The organism is Arthrobacter sp. CAU 1506 (assembly GCF_005047635.1).
In the GTDB taxonomy this organism is placed as follows: domain Bacteria; phylum Actinomycetota; class Actinomycetes; order Actinomycetales; family Micrococcaceae; genus Crystallibacter.
In genome coordinates, this window is record NZ_SUKC01000001.1 from 459,227 (window position 1) to 473,615 (window position 14,389).

Here is a 14,389-nt window from a genome sequence, read left to right on the forward strand (position 1 = left end):
CCTGGCAACGGTCAGGGGCTACGACTGCAGGTCATAGGCGGCGAACAATCAGGCTGCGTTCTGCCGGTGCCAGCCACGCTGACGGAGCGCCGCGGAGATTTTCTCGACCGCGCGTCTGCCGCCGTTCGCCATGTGCCGCTTGGAGATCCGCACTTCATCCAGTCGGCGGCCCGTGCGCGTTCTTCGCGCTCAATGTCCCGCGCGATCTGGTCTGCGATGCCATGGCTTTCGCCCTCGTACTCAATGGCGATCCGGTATTCGGGTAGTGACAGGTCAGGCGAATGCAGGATGCCGCCGTCGCGGTTCCTGATCGGCTGGTTCACCTCTGGCTCCGGCAACCCGGCACGGGCCATGGCCAGTCGCAGCCTGGTTTCCGGCGGCGAGTCCGCTCCCACACGGGCCAAAGCCAATGCCTGATGGGCGCGCCTCAGACCCCTCTTCCCGGGATGGCGACGCAGCATCTCCTCTAGCTCTTCCCGGGTGGCATATGCCTCCGACCTGCCCTCGAACTCCGGCCGGGGATTGCGCAGTAGGTAGTCCGCAATCACCACCAGGTCGTCCAGATCCAGAGCTTCCGCCACGTCCAGCCAGGTACGTATCCGGGTCGTCAGGGATATCCCCTCCACAATGGTGACTTCTCCGAGCAGGATGCGCGAACGGTGGCTGACTACGCCCGGGCGCTGCATGCGTCCGCCGCCGCTGGGGCGTGAGATGTGGACACGCCGGTCATACGGGCGGCGTTCAGGATCCGGGAAGTTCCACAGACGTGCAGCCGTGTCATGGGAGGCGGCGCTTGCACCGTTCAGGCGCGTGAATGGACGGACCGTGGCAGCCAGATCCAAGTCAGCGGACCGAAAGGCACGGATTCCGTGACCGACGCTGATCAAAGCCGGATGGCGCAACTGGGTCCGGCTGAGGCCCAGCTTGTGTCCATCTGCGATGGTGAACGCCGAATCTTGGAAGTGGGCGGGCAAGGATTGAAGCACCGGGCGTTCTCCGAGGCGCGACCGGGGCTTGCGCCGTCCCGGGCCGTCAGACGCTGGGCCCAAGCCCAGTTCCGTTTTTGGGTTGTTCGACGATGTAGGGGGTTCCGGTTCCATGCGGACATTATGTCCGTGCCGGGTCTCTCGGCGCCGACGTTGTCCACAGATCATCGAGTGGCGAAAAATGGCTGCTCCGGACTGGATATTGTGACCATTTTCTGCCACTCAATTGTCGTCGGCGTTGCACCCGGCGGCAAGCAAGTCGCGGGCGGGGCGCCCGGCGGCCCACTGCCGGTTACCCAAAAACGCCAAGCCACCAGGCAGGGCGCCCGGAATCGGCAGGAAGGCGGCACCCCGGACCGGGATGCCGCCTTCCTATGGCCTTGAAGGCCGGCTTAGCGCGCTTGGCGTAACGCGGGCTTAGCGCGCTTGGCGTTCGGCGGCTTCCACCACGTTGGCCAGCAGCATGGCGCGGGTCATCGGGCCGACGCCGCCGGGGTTGGGCGAGAGCCAGCTGGCCACGTTGCGGGCCTCGGGCTCCACGTCGCCGGTCACCCGGGCCTTGCCTTCCTCGTCCTCGACCCGGCTCACTCCCACGTCCAGCACCACGGCGCCGGGCTTGAGGTCCGCCGCCTTGATCATGTGCGGCATCCCTGCGGCGGCAATGACGACGTCGGCCTCCCGCAGTTCCGCGGCCAGGTCCAGGGTCCCGGTGTGGGCTAGGACCACCGTGGCGTTGATCGTCTTCCGGGTCAGCAGCAGCCCCAGCGGACGGCCCACGGTGACACCGCGGCCCACCACCAGCACGCGCTTGCCGGCCAGTTCAATGTCGTGGCGGAGCAGCAACTCCACGCAGCCGTGCGGGGTGCAGGGCAGCGGCGAGTCCAGCGGCTCGCCCACGTTGAGCACCAGCCGGCCCAGGTTCATCGGGTGCAGACCGTCGGCGTCCTTGGCCGGATCGATTTTTTCCAGAATGCGGTTGGTATCGATGTGCTTGGGTAGCGGAAGCTGCACGATGTAGCCCGTGCAGGCCGGATCCGCGTTCAGGTCATCGAGGACGGCTTCCAGTTCTTCCTGCGAGATGGTGTCCGGCAGGTCCCGGCGGATGGACTCGATGCCCACCTCGGCGCAGTCCTTGTGCTTGCCGCCCACATACCACTTGCTGCCCGGGTCCTCGCCGACCAGCACGGTGCCCAGTCCGGGCACGATGCCCTTGGCCTTGAGCGCCGAGACCCGCTCGGTGAGTTCGCTTTTGATCTGCGCCGCGGTGGCCTTGCCATCCAGCACGCGCGACGTCGGCGGGGTTGAGTACAGGTTCATATCACCACTCCTCGTGGCCCGGGTAGAGCGGGAAGTCGTCGGCCAGTTTCTTCACGCGGGCGCGCAGCGCGGCTACGTCGGCGCCGCCCTTGAGCGCGGTGGCGATGATGTCGGCGACCTCGGTGAATTCGGTCGTGCCGAAGCCTCGGGTGGCGAGCGCCGGGGTACCGATCCGAAGGCCGGAGGTCACCATCGGCGGGCGCGGGTCGAACGGCACGGCGTTGCGGTTGACCGTGATGCCGGCCTCGTGCAGCAGGTCTTCCGCCTGCTTGCCGTCCAGGTCGGAGTTACGCAGGTCCACCAGCACCAGGTGCACGTCGGTGCCGCCGGTCAGTACCGAGACGCCAGCCTCGGCCACATCCGCGGCGGTCAGGCGTTCGGCCAGGATCCGGGCGCCTTCCAGCACGCGTTCCTGACGCAGCTTGAACTCCTCGCCGGCAGCGATCTTGAAGGCCACGGCCTTGGCCGCAACCACGTGCATCAGCGGACCACCCTGCTGGCCCGGGAACACCGCGGAGTTGACCTTCTTGGCGAAGGCTTCCTTGCCGAGGATGACGCCGGAGCGCGGACCGGCCAGGGTCTTGTGCACGGTGGAGGTCACGAGGTCCGAGTGCGGCACCGGGTTCGGGTGCAGACCGGCCGCGACCAGCCCGGCAAAGTGCGCCATGTCGGTCCAGAAGTAGGCTCCGACCTCGTCGGCGATGGACCGGAAGGCCTCGAAGTCCAGCTGCCGCGGGTAGGCGGACCAGCCGGCCACAATCACATTCGGGCGCTCGGCCAGGGCCTGCTCGCGGACCTTGTCCATGTCCACCCGGAAGGTCTGCGGGTCAACTTCGTACGCGGCCACCTGGTAGAGCTTGCCGGAGAAGTTCAGCTTCATGCCGTGCGTCAGGTGTCCGCCGTGCGCCAGCGACAGGCCCATCATCTTATCGCCCGGCTGGATGAGGGCGGAGAGGGCGGCAGCGTTGGCCTGCGCGCCGGCGTGCGGCTGGACGTTGGCGAATTCCGCGCCGAAGAGCGACTTGGCCCGCTCAATAGCGAGGTTTTCCGCGACGTCTACGTGTTCACAACCGCCGTAATAGCGGCGTCCCGGGTACCCCTCGGCGTACTTGTTGGTCAGGACCGATCCCTGGACTTCGAGCACCGAACGCGGCGCGAAGTTCTCGGAGGCGATCATTTCAAGGGTGTCGCGCTGGCGGCTGAGTTCGGCGTCGATCACAGCTGCGATTTCAGGATCAACCTGGGACAACGGCAGATCGGTCACAGAGGGCGTGGAAGTCACGGGGAGAATCTCCTGGGTGGTGGGCTTATCTCACTGCTACAGGCCAGATTACCGGGTGCCGGTACCGCACGCATGACGCGTTACCGGCCCCGGACACAGTCCGGCCCAAACGTGACCTTACGTCCCAGGCGTGCGATCCGTGGTCTGCATCTTCAGGAGCGGCAATCGAAGATTCCCCGTCCCTGCTGCCGCTTCCTGGTGGTGTCCCACCTAACGCCAGTCGCGGCGAGCCAATCCTAACAGCCAGTCACCCCGCCGGACGGTCCGAAAGAGTGACCTTCACCGTGCTGGTTTCGTTGCCGCGGCGGATTTCCACCGTGACCACATCGCCCGGCTCGTGCTTCCGCAGGACGGCCAGCAGGTCCTCGGCCGTTTCCAGATCCTCGCCGTCCACGCTCACCAGCACATCTCCGGGCTGGATTCCCGCCTTGTCGGCCGGCCCTCCGTTGGTCACATTGAGGGCCACGACGCCGCCGGCCTGCGTCATCCCCAACTGCTGCGCGATCTCCGGCGTGATCGTGGCAGGGGCCAGTCCCATGAAGGCGTGCTTGGCGACGCCGTTCTTGAGCAGTTCCCCGGCAACTTCCTGAGCGGTTGCGGCGGGAATGGCGAAGCCCAGCGACACCGCGCCTGCCTCCGGCGGGATATAGGCCTCGCTGATGCCCACCAACTGGCCTTGGCCATTGACGACGGCGCCGCCCGAGTTGCCCGGGCTGATCGCGGCGTCGGTCTGGATCAAGTCCACCAGCGCCAGACTGGACGAGGACGAGCCGGGAATGGAGCGGTGCAGGCCGGAGATGATGCCGGCTGTGGCAGTATTCTCGAAGCCCAGCGGCGAACCGATCACCACGGCCAGCTCGCCGATCCTGGGCAATGCCGGTGCAAACGTGACGGCCGGGAGCCCCTTGCGTACGGTCCGCACCAGCGCCAGGTCCGACACCGCGTCCGTCGCCAGAACTTGTCCCGTAGTGCGCTGTCCGTCGGCAAATGCTACTTCCACCTTGGTGCTGTCACCGACCACGTGTTCGTTAGTCAGGACCAGTCCATCTTTGGAATAAACCACGCCGCTGCCCAAGCCACCCTTGGTGAAGATGGTGACCACGGACGGCTGCACGCTCTGCACGATGTCAGGGATACTTCGGGCCGGCTGGGCTTCCCCGGTCTGCGCTCCCCCGCCGCCCTGCGTCTGCGTGGCCATGCCGGATCCGGTCGGCCCGGAACTGCCGTTACCGGTGCAACCGGCCAGGGCCAGAACGACTGCGGCGGCCACTAGGACCCGCCCGGTTCTGCGGCGCAGCGAGTTGTGACGTTCCAGATGCGTCATGGCAAGGCCTTCCGTCATCGCTGCTGCCACCATAGCCCCATCGGAGCCAGGAGAAAACGGCTTCGGGGTAGCAGCCCCCGCCGGAATACCCTGAAGCCTGCCGCCGTTACAGCCCATAGAAGTTGAAGCGTCAACAATCGACAGGGGAGCACCGTGGCGGACCAGGCAACAGGCAGCGGCCAGCAACTGCAGACCGTGGTGATCGGCGCGGGCCAGGCCGGGCTGAGCGCCGCCTACCAACTGGCCCGCCGCGGGCTGGTTCCCGAACGCGACTTCGTGGTGCTCGACGCCAATGACGGTCCGGGCGGCGCCTGGCGCCACCGCTGGCCCTCGCTGACCTTCGACGCCGCGCACGGCCTGCACGACCTTCCCGGCCTGCCGCTGGGGGTTCCGGATCCGCACGAGCCGTCCTCCGCCGTCGTCCGCCGTTATTACGGTGCCTACGAGCAGCAGTTCGAGTTGCCCGTGCACCGCCCGGTCCGTGTCACCTCAATCGACGACGACGGTGCCCTCCTGCGGGTGCGCAGCGACACCGGCGGCGAATGGCTGGCACGCACTGTGATCAGCGGCACCGGAACCTGGGACAAGCCGTACTGGCCGCACTACCCCGGGCAGGAAACCTTCCGCGGCCGCCAGTTGCACACCCGGGATTTCTGGTCGGCCGATGAGTTCCGCGGACAGCGGGTGCTGGTGGTGGGCGGCGGCACCTCGGCGCTGCAGTTCCTGCTGCAACTGGATGCCGCCGGGGCCGACACCCTCTGGTCCACCCGGCGCGCCCCCGACTTCACCGCCACCCCGTTCGACAAGGAATGGGGCGTCGACGTGGAACGCCGCGTCAACGAGCGCACCCGCGCCGGCCTGCCCACCCTCAGCGTGGTGGCCGCCACCGGCCTGCCGCTGACCGAGACGTATCAGCGCGGCATTGAGGCCGGCATCCTCGTCTCCCGCGGGAAGCTGGAGCGCATCACCGAAGGCGGCGTTGAGTTCGCCGACGGCTCCATGGAGAAGGTGGACGTGATCCTCTGGGCCACCGGTTTCCGGCCGTCGCTGGACCACCTGGTGCCGCTGCGGCTGCGCGAACCCGGCGGTGGGATCTTGATGGCCGAGGATGGCGTCTCGGTGGTCAAGGAGCCGCGCCTTTTCCTGGTCGGCTACGGAGCGTCTGCGTCCACGGTCGGTGCCACCCGCGCCGGGCGGGCCGCCGCCGTTGCGGCCACCCGTCGCCTTGCCGCAGAAGCCGAACCCCAGCCGGTACCCTAGGACTCGTGACTGACGCTGCCGCTCCCACCGCCTACACCCTCACGCTTTCCTGTCCGGACCGCCCCGGCATAGTGCATGCCGTTGCCGGCGCCCTGGTGCAGGCCGGGGGGAACATCACCGAATCCCAGCAGTATGAGAGCCCGCAGTCGGGTCGCTTCTTCATGCGGGTGGCGGTGGCTACCCACCAGTCCTACACAGCGCTCCACGAACGGCTGCAGCCGGTGGCGCAGGAGTTCGGCATGACCTGGAGGCTGCGCCGCGAGGGCGTCAAGATGCGCACGCTGCTGATGGCGTCGAAGTCCGCCCACTGCCTCAACCACCTGTTGTTCCTCCAGCGCTCCGGAACACTGCCGATCGAGATCCCCGCCATCGTCTCCAACCACCCGGATCTGGCCGATCTCGCCGCGTTCTACGGCATCCCCTTCCACCGCATCCCCGTCACGCCGGACACCAAGCCGCAGGCCGAGCAGGCCCTGCTGGACCTGGCCGCCGAGCACGACGTGGAACTGGTGGTCCTGGCCCGCTACATGCAGGTGCTCAGCAACGAACTCTGCACCGAACTGGCCGGCAAGGCGATCAACATCCACCATTCCTTCCTGCCCAGCTTCAAGGGCGCCAAGCCTTACCACCAGGCGCATGCCCGCGGCGTGAAGCTCATCGGTGCCACCGCGCACTATGTCACCGCGGACCTCGACGAGGGCCCGATCATCGACCAGGAAGTCATCCCGGTCCGCCACTCCCACACCGCCGAACAATTCGTGGCGCTGGGCCGCGACGTCGAAGCCCGCACGTTGGCCCGCGCGGTGCAGTGGCATGCCGAACACCGTGTGCTGCTGGACGGCAACCGCACCGTCGTCTTCAACTAGTCCAGCCCGCAAAGCACCCGGGGGACGCCTGATCACGACGGCGGCGCCTGGCTCTGTGCCACAGTGCTCCGGCCGCCGTGCACCCGGGGACGCTTGATGACGACGGCGGCGCCCGGCTCTGTGCCGCGGCGCCCCGGAGGCGTACGCTCGACGGATGGGCAACCACGAGCCGGAGCTGAAGGCGTTCTATGACCGCCAAGCCCCCGACCGTGACCTGCGCGCCCGGGATCCGAAACGGGACGAGGCCAGGCAGGCGTTCATCGCATCCCTTGTCGCGGCACACCGGCACAGCGTGCTGGAGATCGGCTGCGGCACAGGTGCGGACGGGCTGGCGTTCAAGGCCGCAGGTATCCACTACACCGGCGTCGACCTGTCCGAGGAAAATGTCCGATTCGCCCGAGCCAAGAACCTGGAGGCGGTGGTCGGTTCGGTGCGCGAGCTGCCGTTCGCCAGCGGCACGTTTTCGGCGGGCTGGACAATGAGCACGCTGCTGCACATTCCCGATCAGGACCTTTCCGACGTCCTGGCCGAGACGATGCGTGTGCTGGCCGAGGGCGCTCCGCTGGCGGTCGGGCTATGGTCCGGCGACGACGAAGAGGTCATCGTTGCCCACGATGACTTCGAGCCCAACCGCTTCTACAGCCGCCGCCGAGACGACACCGTGCGCCGGCTCTTCGGCGAACACGGCCTGGTCTCCGGCTTCACCACCTGGGACCGCCCCGGGACCGGCCGGCACTACCAGTTCTTCATCGTCACCAAGCCCTGACCGGGCCGGTGACTGGGCGGCCCCGCCGTCACGAACCCACTGAAGCTCCGCCGACTGGCTTCCACGGCGCACCAAGTTCAGGGACGCTAGGCTGGTGCAATGGCCCACATCATCACCATTGCCGGCATGCTGCCGGCCGTCGACCTGTCCGCCTTCGTTGCCCCCACGGCCACGCTTAGCGGGGACGTGGCCCTGGCCGCTGACTCCAGCGCGTTCTACGGCGTGAGCGTCCGCGGTGACACCGCTCCGATCCGGGTCGGTGAACGCAGCAACCTGCAGGACAACGTGGTCCTTCATGCGGACCCCGGCTTTCCCTGCACGGTCGGCGCCGGCGTCAGTGTCGGCCATGCCGCCGTGATCCACGGCTGCACCGTCGAGGACAACTGCCTGATCGGGATGAGCGCCACCATCATGAACGGTGCTGTGGTGGGCGCAGGTTCGCTGGTGGCAGCCGGCGCCGTCGTGCTGGAGGGAACACAGATTCCACCGCGCTCCTTGGTTGCAGGCGTCCCCGCCAAGGTCCGCCGCGAGCTGACCGAGGAAGAGTACCAATCCGTGCTGGACAACGCCGCCCGCTACGTGGAGATTGCAGCCCTGCACCGCGACGCGATCGACGACGCCGCCGAGCAGTAGCCGTCCGTAACGCACCACCGGCCGCCGCGGCGCAGTCGCTCTACCCGCTCGGTACCGGCTGCCCCGGCGTCTCATTCCGGACAATCTTGCGTTAACTTCTTGACTACAAGCGGCCACTGGCGCACGCTTTTGTGTATGTCAGCCGATCCGCCGCCCACCCTCGAGGCCTCGTCGCGCTCCGTTCCGCGCGGAGCCGAGCACCGGCCCGGCTCCCAGAGCGCCCTGCGCCGGCGGAACAGCCAGCGGATCCTGCAGGCACTGATGGCCCGCGGCCCGCTGACCCAGGCCGAACTGTCCCGGCAGACCGGGTTGTCCACCGCGACTGTGTCCAACATCGTCAAGGCCATGGCCGACGACGGGTTGGTCAGCACCTCACCAACCACCAGTTCCGGCCGCCGCGCGTTGTCGGTCAGGATCGATGGCCGCGGCGCGGTCGCCGTCGGGGTGGATTTCGGCCGACGGCACGTTCAGGTTGTGCTGGTCAGCCTTGACCACCGGGTGCTCGCCGCGGATGCCGTGGAACTGCCCCTCGGCCACGACGCCGAGCAGGGCATCGACGCCGCCGCCCGGCTGGTCCAGCGCCTGCTGGATGAACAATCGGTCTCTCCGGGGGCCGTGCTCGGCGTCGGGGCCGGGATTCCCGGGCCGATCGACCGGCGGACGGGCACGGTGATCCACGGTGCCATCCTGCCCGAATGGGTGGGCATCAACCTGCTGGGCCGGCTGCAGGAACGGTTCGGCGCGGATGTGTTCGTGGACAACGACGCGAATCTGGGCGCTCTCGCGCAGGTCAGTTGGGGCCCGTTCCAGCACGCCCAGAACCTGGTGTTCCTGAAAATCGGCTCCGGCATCGGTGCCGGCCTGGTCCTCAACGGCGAACTGTTTTACGGCCACATGGGAGTGACGGGCGAAATCGGGCACGCCACCGTCGCCGAGCACGGGATCATCTGCCGGTGCGGCAACCGCGGCTGCCTGGAGACCGTCGCGTCCACCTCCACCATGATCGATTTGCTCAGCCACGGGCGCGGCACCCCGCTGGGCACGGAAGACATTATCCGGATCGCCCTGGACGGAGACCCGGCGGCCCTCCGGGTGATCGACGATGCGGGTGTGGCGGTGGGTCGTGCCCTGGCCAATGTCTGCAACCTGCTCAACCCCGAATTCATCGTGGTGGGTGGTCCGCTCACGGGCCTCGGCAGCATCCTGCTCGACCCGGTGCGGCGCGGGTTGCTGCGGCATGTGGTGCCGGTCGTCGGTGAATCGACTGAGCTGGCGATGTCCACCTTGGGCAGCCGCACCGAGGCCCTGGGGGCAGCCACGCTGGTGCTCCAACAGGCCGAACTGCCGTTTGTCTAAGCTGGCCGCCAAACCCACGGTTGCGTAACGCTTTGCGTTCAACTCTTGACGACAAGGCCTGTGACGGAGTTAACTTCCTTCAAGCCACACATCCGTGTGCGGGTCGTGCAGACCCCGTGGCCACAGACAGTTGATTGATGGAGGCGTTATGCGACGCATAACTATGCTCGCCAGCGTTGCGGCTGCAGGTTTGCTCCTGTCCGCGTGCGGCGGGGGAAGCGCGGTTGAGGATGCCAACCCCTCAGAAGCGACGGGTTCGGTCGGAGTCTTCACCTGGTGGGCGGACGGTTCCGAGAAGGTCGGACTGGACGCACTGGTGGACATCTTCGCCGAGCAGTACCCGGACCTGGAGTTCAACAACCTTGCCGTAGCCGGCGGCGCCGGCAGCCAGGCCAAGAGCGTCCTGGCCGCAAACCTGAAGTCGGGCAATCCGCCGGACTCGTTCCAGGCCCACGCCGGCGCCGAGTTGCAGGACTACATCGCCGCGGACCAGCTCGAAGACCTGAGTTCTTTCTACGAGGATGCGAAGCTGAACGAGGCCTTCCCGCAGGACCTGCTGGACCGCCTCACCGTTGACGGCCAGATCTACTCCGTCCCGTCGAACATCCACCGGGCCAACGTGGTGTGGGCCAACGTCGATGTGCTCGAGAAGGCCGGGCTGGACCCGGAGAAGCCGCCGGCAGACCTGGACGCCTGGTTCGCGGACATGGACAAGATCAAGGAGTCCGGGACCACTCCGCTGGCCGTGGCCGGCACCTGGACCCAGGTACAGCTGTTCGAGAACATCCTGCTGGCCACCCTGGGCGCCGAAGGCTACAACGGCCTCTGGGACGGCACCACCGATTGGGCCGGCGCAGACGTGACCAAGGCCATCGAGAACTACAAGAAGGCACTCAGTTACACCAACTCCGATCGTGACACCCTCAGCGACTGGGGTCCGGCCACGCAGCTGGTGGAGGACGGCGCCGCCGCCTACAACGTGATGGGCGACTGGGCCGAAGCCAAGTTCTCGCAGGACGGCAAGAAGCCCGGCGAGGACTACGTCTACTTCCCGACCCCCGGGACCGACGGCGTCTTCGACTTCCTGGCGGATTCGTTCACGCTGCCCAAGGGCGCCCAGAACCCCGATGGTTCCAAGGCGTGGCTGACCACGATCTCCAGCGTTGACGGCCAGCAGGCCTTCAACGCGGCGAAGGGCTCCATCCCCGCCCGCACGGACGTGCCGGCCGACAAGTTCGGCGAGTACCAGAAGAGCGCCATCGAGGACTTCTCCACCGACACGATCGTGTCCTCGCTGGCCCACGGCGCCGCGGTACCCGTGGCCTGGCTGAACGAATTGAGCACCGCGGTGAGCAAGTTCGGCGGCCCGCAGGACGTGGCGGCGCTGCAGGAATCGGCGGCGTCCATCGCCGAGAAGTTCCAGCAGTAACCAGCACACCCCGGACGGGCGGGCGCGGCAGAACCACCGCGCCCGCCCTTCCACGTCCCACCGGTGTGCCGGCGGCACAAGGAGAATTCAATGTTCAAAAAAGTCAAGACCTGGGGCCCGGCGCTGGCCCTGATCTCCCCCACCCTCATCCTGCTGGCCGTCTTTGTCTATGCACTGATTGCGGAAAACGTCCGTATCTCGATGACCAACCAGCACACCGCCCGGCCGTCGTCGGACTTCGTCGGCCTGGAGAACTACTTCCGGTTGTTCGGGGACGCAGACTTCCAGCACGCGCTGCGCAACCTGCTCCTGCTCACCGTGGTGTTCCTGGCCGGCACGCTGATCTTCGGTTTCCTCTGGGCCTGGATCCTGGAACGGCCCGCATTCGGCGAAGGTTTCTTCCGCTCTGTCTACCTCTTCCCGATGGCTGTCTCCTTCATCGCCTCCGGCGTGGTGTGGCGCTGGCTGCTCTCCAGCCTGCAGACCGACCAGTCCGGGGGTGAGCGCACCACCGGCCTGAACCGACTGCTGGACAGCGTGGGTCTCGGCTTCCTGCAGAACAGCTGGTGGTCGGACCCCAACTGGGGCATTGCGGCCATCGCCGTGCCGGCCATTTGGCAGCTCTCCGGCTACGTGATGGCCTTGTTCCTGGCCGGGTTCCGCGGCATCCCGGAAGAACTGCGCGAAGCGGCGCGGATCGACGGCTGCAGTGAATGGAAGCTCTATCGGCACGTGATCTTCCCGCAGCTCAGCCCGGTGATGCTCTCGGCCGTCATCATCATCGGCCACATGTCCTTGAAGTTGTTCGACCTGATCCGCGCGATCGTCCCGGATGCCAACACGTATGACATCCAGGTCCCGGCCACCATGATGTGGGTCAAGTACATCGGCAGCGACTACGCCGACTCGGCCGCCATCGGCACCATCATGCTGGTGCTCGTGGCGCTGGTGGTCGTGCCCTACCTCGTCTACACCTCGCGGCAGGAGAAACGCTGATGACCACCGCAACCGTCCCGCCGCCCGTCGAGGTCGCCAAGCCCCGTCCCCCGGCACCGCGCACCGGCCGGCAGCGAATGAACCGGACGCTCAAGTACGCCATCCTGCTGCTCTTCGTGTTCGTGGTGCTGATCCCGGCCTATGTCCTCTTCATCACCAGCTTCAAGGGCCCGTCCGACGCCGATCCCTCCACCGCGTGGCTGTTGCCCACCACGTGGGAGACCGCGGGCTGGGAGAAGGCATGGGACACCCTGGCCCCGGCGCTCGGCCGCACCTTCGCGATGGTCATTCCGGCGTCGATCATCTCCGCCTTCCTCGGTTCGATGAACGGCTTCGTGCTGTCGCGCTGGCGTTTCCCATACGCCAACGTGGTCTTCACGCTGATCCTGTTCGGCATGTTCATTCCGTACCAGGCCGTGATGATCCCGCTGACCCAGTTGATGCAGGGCCTTGGGGTACCCAACGGCATTCCCTCGCTGCTGGTGCTGCACATCGTCTACGGCCTGCCCATCTGCACGCTGATCTTCCGCAACTACTACGAGTCCGTCCCGAACGAGCTGATCGAAGCCGCACGGATGGACGGCGCGGGGCTGCTGCGCACCTACGCCTCGGTAATCCTGCCGATCTCCACCCCGGGTTTCGTGGTGGTGCTGATCTGGCAGTTCACCTCGGCGTGGAACGACTACCTGTTCGCCGCGTTCTTCTCCTCCGGCTCCAACGGTCCGGTGACCATCGCGCTGAGCTTCCTGGCCGGCGGGCAGTTGACCGACTACGCCGCGTCGATGGCCGGCGCGCTGATCGCCTCGCTTCCCACGCTGCTGGTCTACATCATCCTGGGCAAGTACTTCGTCGGCGGCCTGATGAGCGGCTCCGTCAAGGGATGACCCCGACGGCTCAGCCTCGGCGCCCGGGGCTGAGCCGTCCGCGGCGGGTCTTATTGCAGAATGGGGAACGTGACTTCGCATCGGGTATGGCAGACGGCGGTTTCTTCAGTGGTGCTGATGCTGGGGCTGTCCGCCTGCTCGGCAGACCCCGCGCCGTCTTCCGCAGCCCCCTCCCCTGCCGTATGCGTACCCCAGGACGGTTCCTCGTTGGCCCCGGCGTCCGGAATCCTCTCCGGCGTGAATCTGGACTGGGAGCAGGAGACGCTGCAGGAATACGGCACAGCCCTGCGCCACCGACCGGCCGTGGTCGTCAGCTTCGCTTCCTTTCCGCTGAGCAGCGATGCTGCGGCAAACCTCGAAGCAGCATTTGAACAGGTCAGGTCGGAGGGCGGAATCCTGCTCCTGACCCTCGAGCCGCGGGCGGGGCTGTCAGCGGTAACGTCCCAGGTCACGGATGATCTCGCCACCACCGCGGACCGTTACAACCGGGCCGGCGTGCCCGTCATCGTCCGCTTTGCCCACGAGATGAACGGCTCCTGGTACGAATGGGGCCAGCAGCCGGCCGCGTACAAGAAGGCGTTCCGCCGGGTGGCGGAGTCGATCCACCGAATCGCCCCGGGCAGCGCCACCATGTGGGCGCCCAATTACGGCGGCGGCTACCCGTTTGCGGGCGGACGGCATCAGGTCAAGCCGCAGACCCAGGCCTTCCGGGACCTGGACACGAACCAGGACGGGAAGATCACCGGCGATGACGACCCGTACGCGCCGTACTATCCGGGCGACGAGGCGGTCGACTGGGTCGGGATGTCGCTGTACCACTGGGGCAACAGCTACCCCTGGGGTGCCAACGTTGTGCCGGAAGAAGGGAAGTTCTTGCAGCAGCTGACCGGCACGTACAACGGCGACGGCGGTGATGACACGGCCGTCCCCGATTTCTACGCCGAGTACGGCGAGGTCCGCGGCAAGCCGGTGGCTGTCCCGGAGACGGCCGCCCTGAGCATCCCCGGACGTGCCGGAGCCGAGGAGCTGGCGATCAAGCAGGCGTGGTGGCAGCAGCTGTTCGATCCAAGCATCCCGGAGGAGTACCCGCAGCTGAAGATGGTCAATTGGTTCGAATGGAACAAGAACGAGGTAGAGGTGGACGCGGTGGTGGACTGGCGCTCCGCCGGCACATCCGGCATCGCCCAGGCTTTCACCGCGGACCTTCCGGACTGGTTCCTCTTCGCCGAACAGCCGCCGTCCTGCCGTCCGGCACCTTGAGCCCGCCGACGCTCCAGCGACAGCGGTAAC

Annotated in this window: 13 protein-coding genes; 9 read left to right on the plus strand and 4 right to left on the minus strand. The window is 67.0% G+C overall.

The window, feature by feature from the left end; translation table 11 throughout:
- Positions 1-11: 11 nt before the first annotated feature.
- From E4J89_RS01985 to E4J89_RS02000, 4 genes are all read right to left on the minus strand, one after another.
- Entirely contained in the window at positions 12-986 is a 975-nt protein-coding gene (locus tag E4J89_RS01985) for a hypothetical protein (RefSeq protein ID WP_240691631.1), read from the minus strand.
- A 417-nt stretch (positions 987-1,403) separates the two neighbouring features.
- A complete protein-coding gene (locus tag E4J89_RS01990) occupies positions 1,404-2,303 on the minus strand; it encodes a bifunctional methylenetetrahydrofolate dehydrogenase/methenyltetrahydrofolate cyclohydrolase (RefSeq protein ID WP_136784396.1) in 900 nt (299 codons plus the stop codon).
- A 1-nt stretch (position 2,304) separates the two neighbouring features.
- Positions 2,305-3,594 (minus strand): serine hydroxymethyltransferase, encoded by a 1,290-nt coding sequence (gene glyA / locus E4J89_RS01995; RefSeq protein ID WP_136784397.1) that lies wholly within the window; start codon positions 3,592-3,594, stop codon positions 2,305-2,307.
- A 238-nt stretch (positions 3,595-3,832) separates the two neighbouring features.
- Entirely contained in the window at positions 3,833-4,942 is a 1,110-nt protein-coding gene (locus E4J89_RS02000) for a trypsin-like peptidase domain-containing protein (protein WP_240691632.1), read from the minus strand.
- A 120-nt stretch (positions 4,943-5,062) separates the two neighbouring features.
- Here E4J89_RS02000 and E4J89_RS02005 point away from each other — a divergent pair, with 120 nt between their 5' ends.
- From E4J89_RS02005 to E4J89_RS02045, 9 genes are all read left to right on the plus strand, one after another.
- Positions 5,063-6,169, plus strand: a complete 1,107-nt coding sequence (locus E4J89_RS02005) for an FAD-dependent oxidoreductase (RefSeq protein ID WP_240691633.1) — start codon at positions 5,063-5,065, stop codon at positions 6,167-6,169.
- Between the two features lie 5 nt (positions 6,170-6,174).
- On the plus strand, positions 6,175-7,035 hold the full coding sequence (purU, locus tag E4J89_RS02010; protein WP_136784399.1) for a formyltetrahydrofolate deformylase: 861 nt from the start codon (positions 6,175-6,177) through the stop codon (positions 7,033-7,035).
- Between the two features lie 154 nt (positions 7,036-7,189).
- Positions 7,190-7,801, plus strand: coding sequence for a class I SAM-dependent methyltransferase (locus E4J89_RS02015; protein ID WP_136784400.1), 612 nt, complete (start codon positions 7,190-7,192; stop codon positions 7,799-7,801).
- Between the two features lie 99 nt (positions 7,802-7,900).
- Positions 7,901-8,434 (plus strand): gamma carbonic anhydrase family protein, encoded by a 534-nt coding sequence (locus E4J89_RS02020; RefSeq protein WP_136784401.1) that lies wholly within the window; start codon positions 7,901-7,903, stop codon positions 8,432-8,434.
- 135 nt (positions 8,435-8,569) lie between these two features.
- Positions 8,570-9,790, plus strand: coding sequence for an ROK family transcriptional regulator (locus E4J89_RS02025; protein ID WP_136784402.1), 1,221 nt, complete (start codon positions 8,570-8,572; stop codon positions 9,788-9,790).
- 148 nt (positions 9,791-9,938) lie between these two features.
- Positions 9,939-11,219, plus strand: a complete 1,281-nt coding sequence (locus tag E4J89_RS02030) for an ABC transporter substrate-binding protein (protein WP_136784403.1) — start codon at positions 9,939-9,941, stop codon at positions 11,217-11,219.
- A 90-nt stretch (positions 11,220-11,309) separates the two neighbouring features.
- Positions 11,310-12,215, plus strand: a complete 906-nt coding sequence (locus E4J89_RS02035; protein ID WP_136784404.1) for a sugar ABC transporter permease — start codon at positions 11,310-11,312, stop codon at positions 12,213-12,215.
- Complete coding sequence (locus tag E4J89_RS02040; protein ID WP_136784405.1) at positions 12,215-13,099, plus strand: carbohydrate ABC transporter permease; 885 nt, start codon at positions 12,215-12,217, stop codon at positions 13,097-13,099. The genes E4J89_RS02035 and E4J89_RS02040 overlap by 1 nt, the downstream gene beginning before the upstream one ends.
- 69 nt (positions 13,100-13,168) lie before the next feature.
- Complete coding sequence (locus E4J89_RS02045; RefSeq protein WP_240691634.1) at positions 13,169-14,359, plus strand: glycosyl hydrolase; 1,191 nt, start codon at positions 13,169-13,171, stop codon at positions 14,357-14,359.
- Positions 14,360-14,389: the final 30 nt, after the last annotated feature.

Coding starts and splice junctions, on each gene's coding strand:
- E4J89_RS01990 (WP_136784396.1), bottom strand. CDS start 2,303: ATGAACCTGTACTCAACCCCGCCGACGTCGCGCGTGCTGGATGGCAAG.
- E4J89_RS02000 (WP_240691632.1), bottom strand. CDS start 4,942: ATGGTGGCAGCAGCGATGACGGAAGGCCTTGCCATGACGCATCTGGAA.
- E4J89_RS02015 (WP_136784400.1), top strand. CDS start 7,190: ATGGGCAACCACGAGCCGGAGCTGAAGGCGTTCTATGACCGCCAAGCC.
- E4J89_RS02020 (WP_136784401.1), top strand. CDS start 7,901: ATGGCCCACATCATCACCATTGCCGGCATGCTGCCGGCCGTCGACCTG.
- E4J89_RS02025 (WP_136784402.1), top strand. CDS start 8,570: ATGTCAGCCGATCCGCCGCCCACCCTCGAGGCCTCGTCGCGCTCCGTT.
- E4J89_RS02030 (WP_136784403.1), top strand. CDS start 9,939: ATGCGACGCATAACTATGCTCGCCAGCGTTGCGGCTGCAGGTTTGCTC.
- E4J89_RS02035 (WP_136784404.1), top strand. CDS start 11,310: ATGTTCAAAAAAGTCAAGACCTGGGGCCCGGCGCTGGCCCTGATCTCC.
- E4J89_RS02040 (WP_136784405.1), top strand. CDS start 12,215: ATGACCACCGCAACCGTCCCGCCGCCCGTCGAGGTCGCCAAGCCCCGT.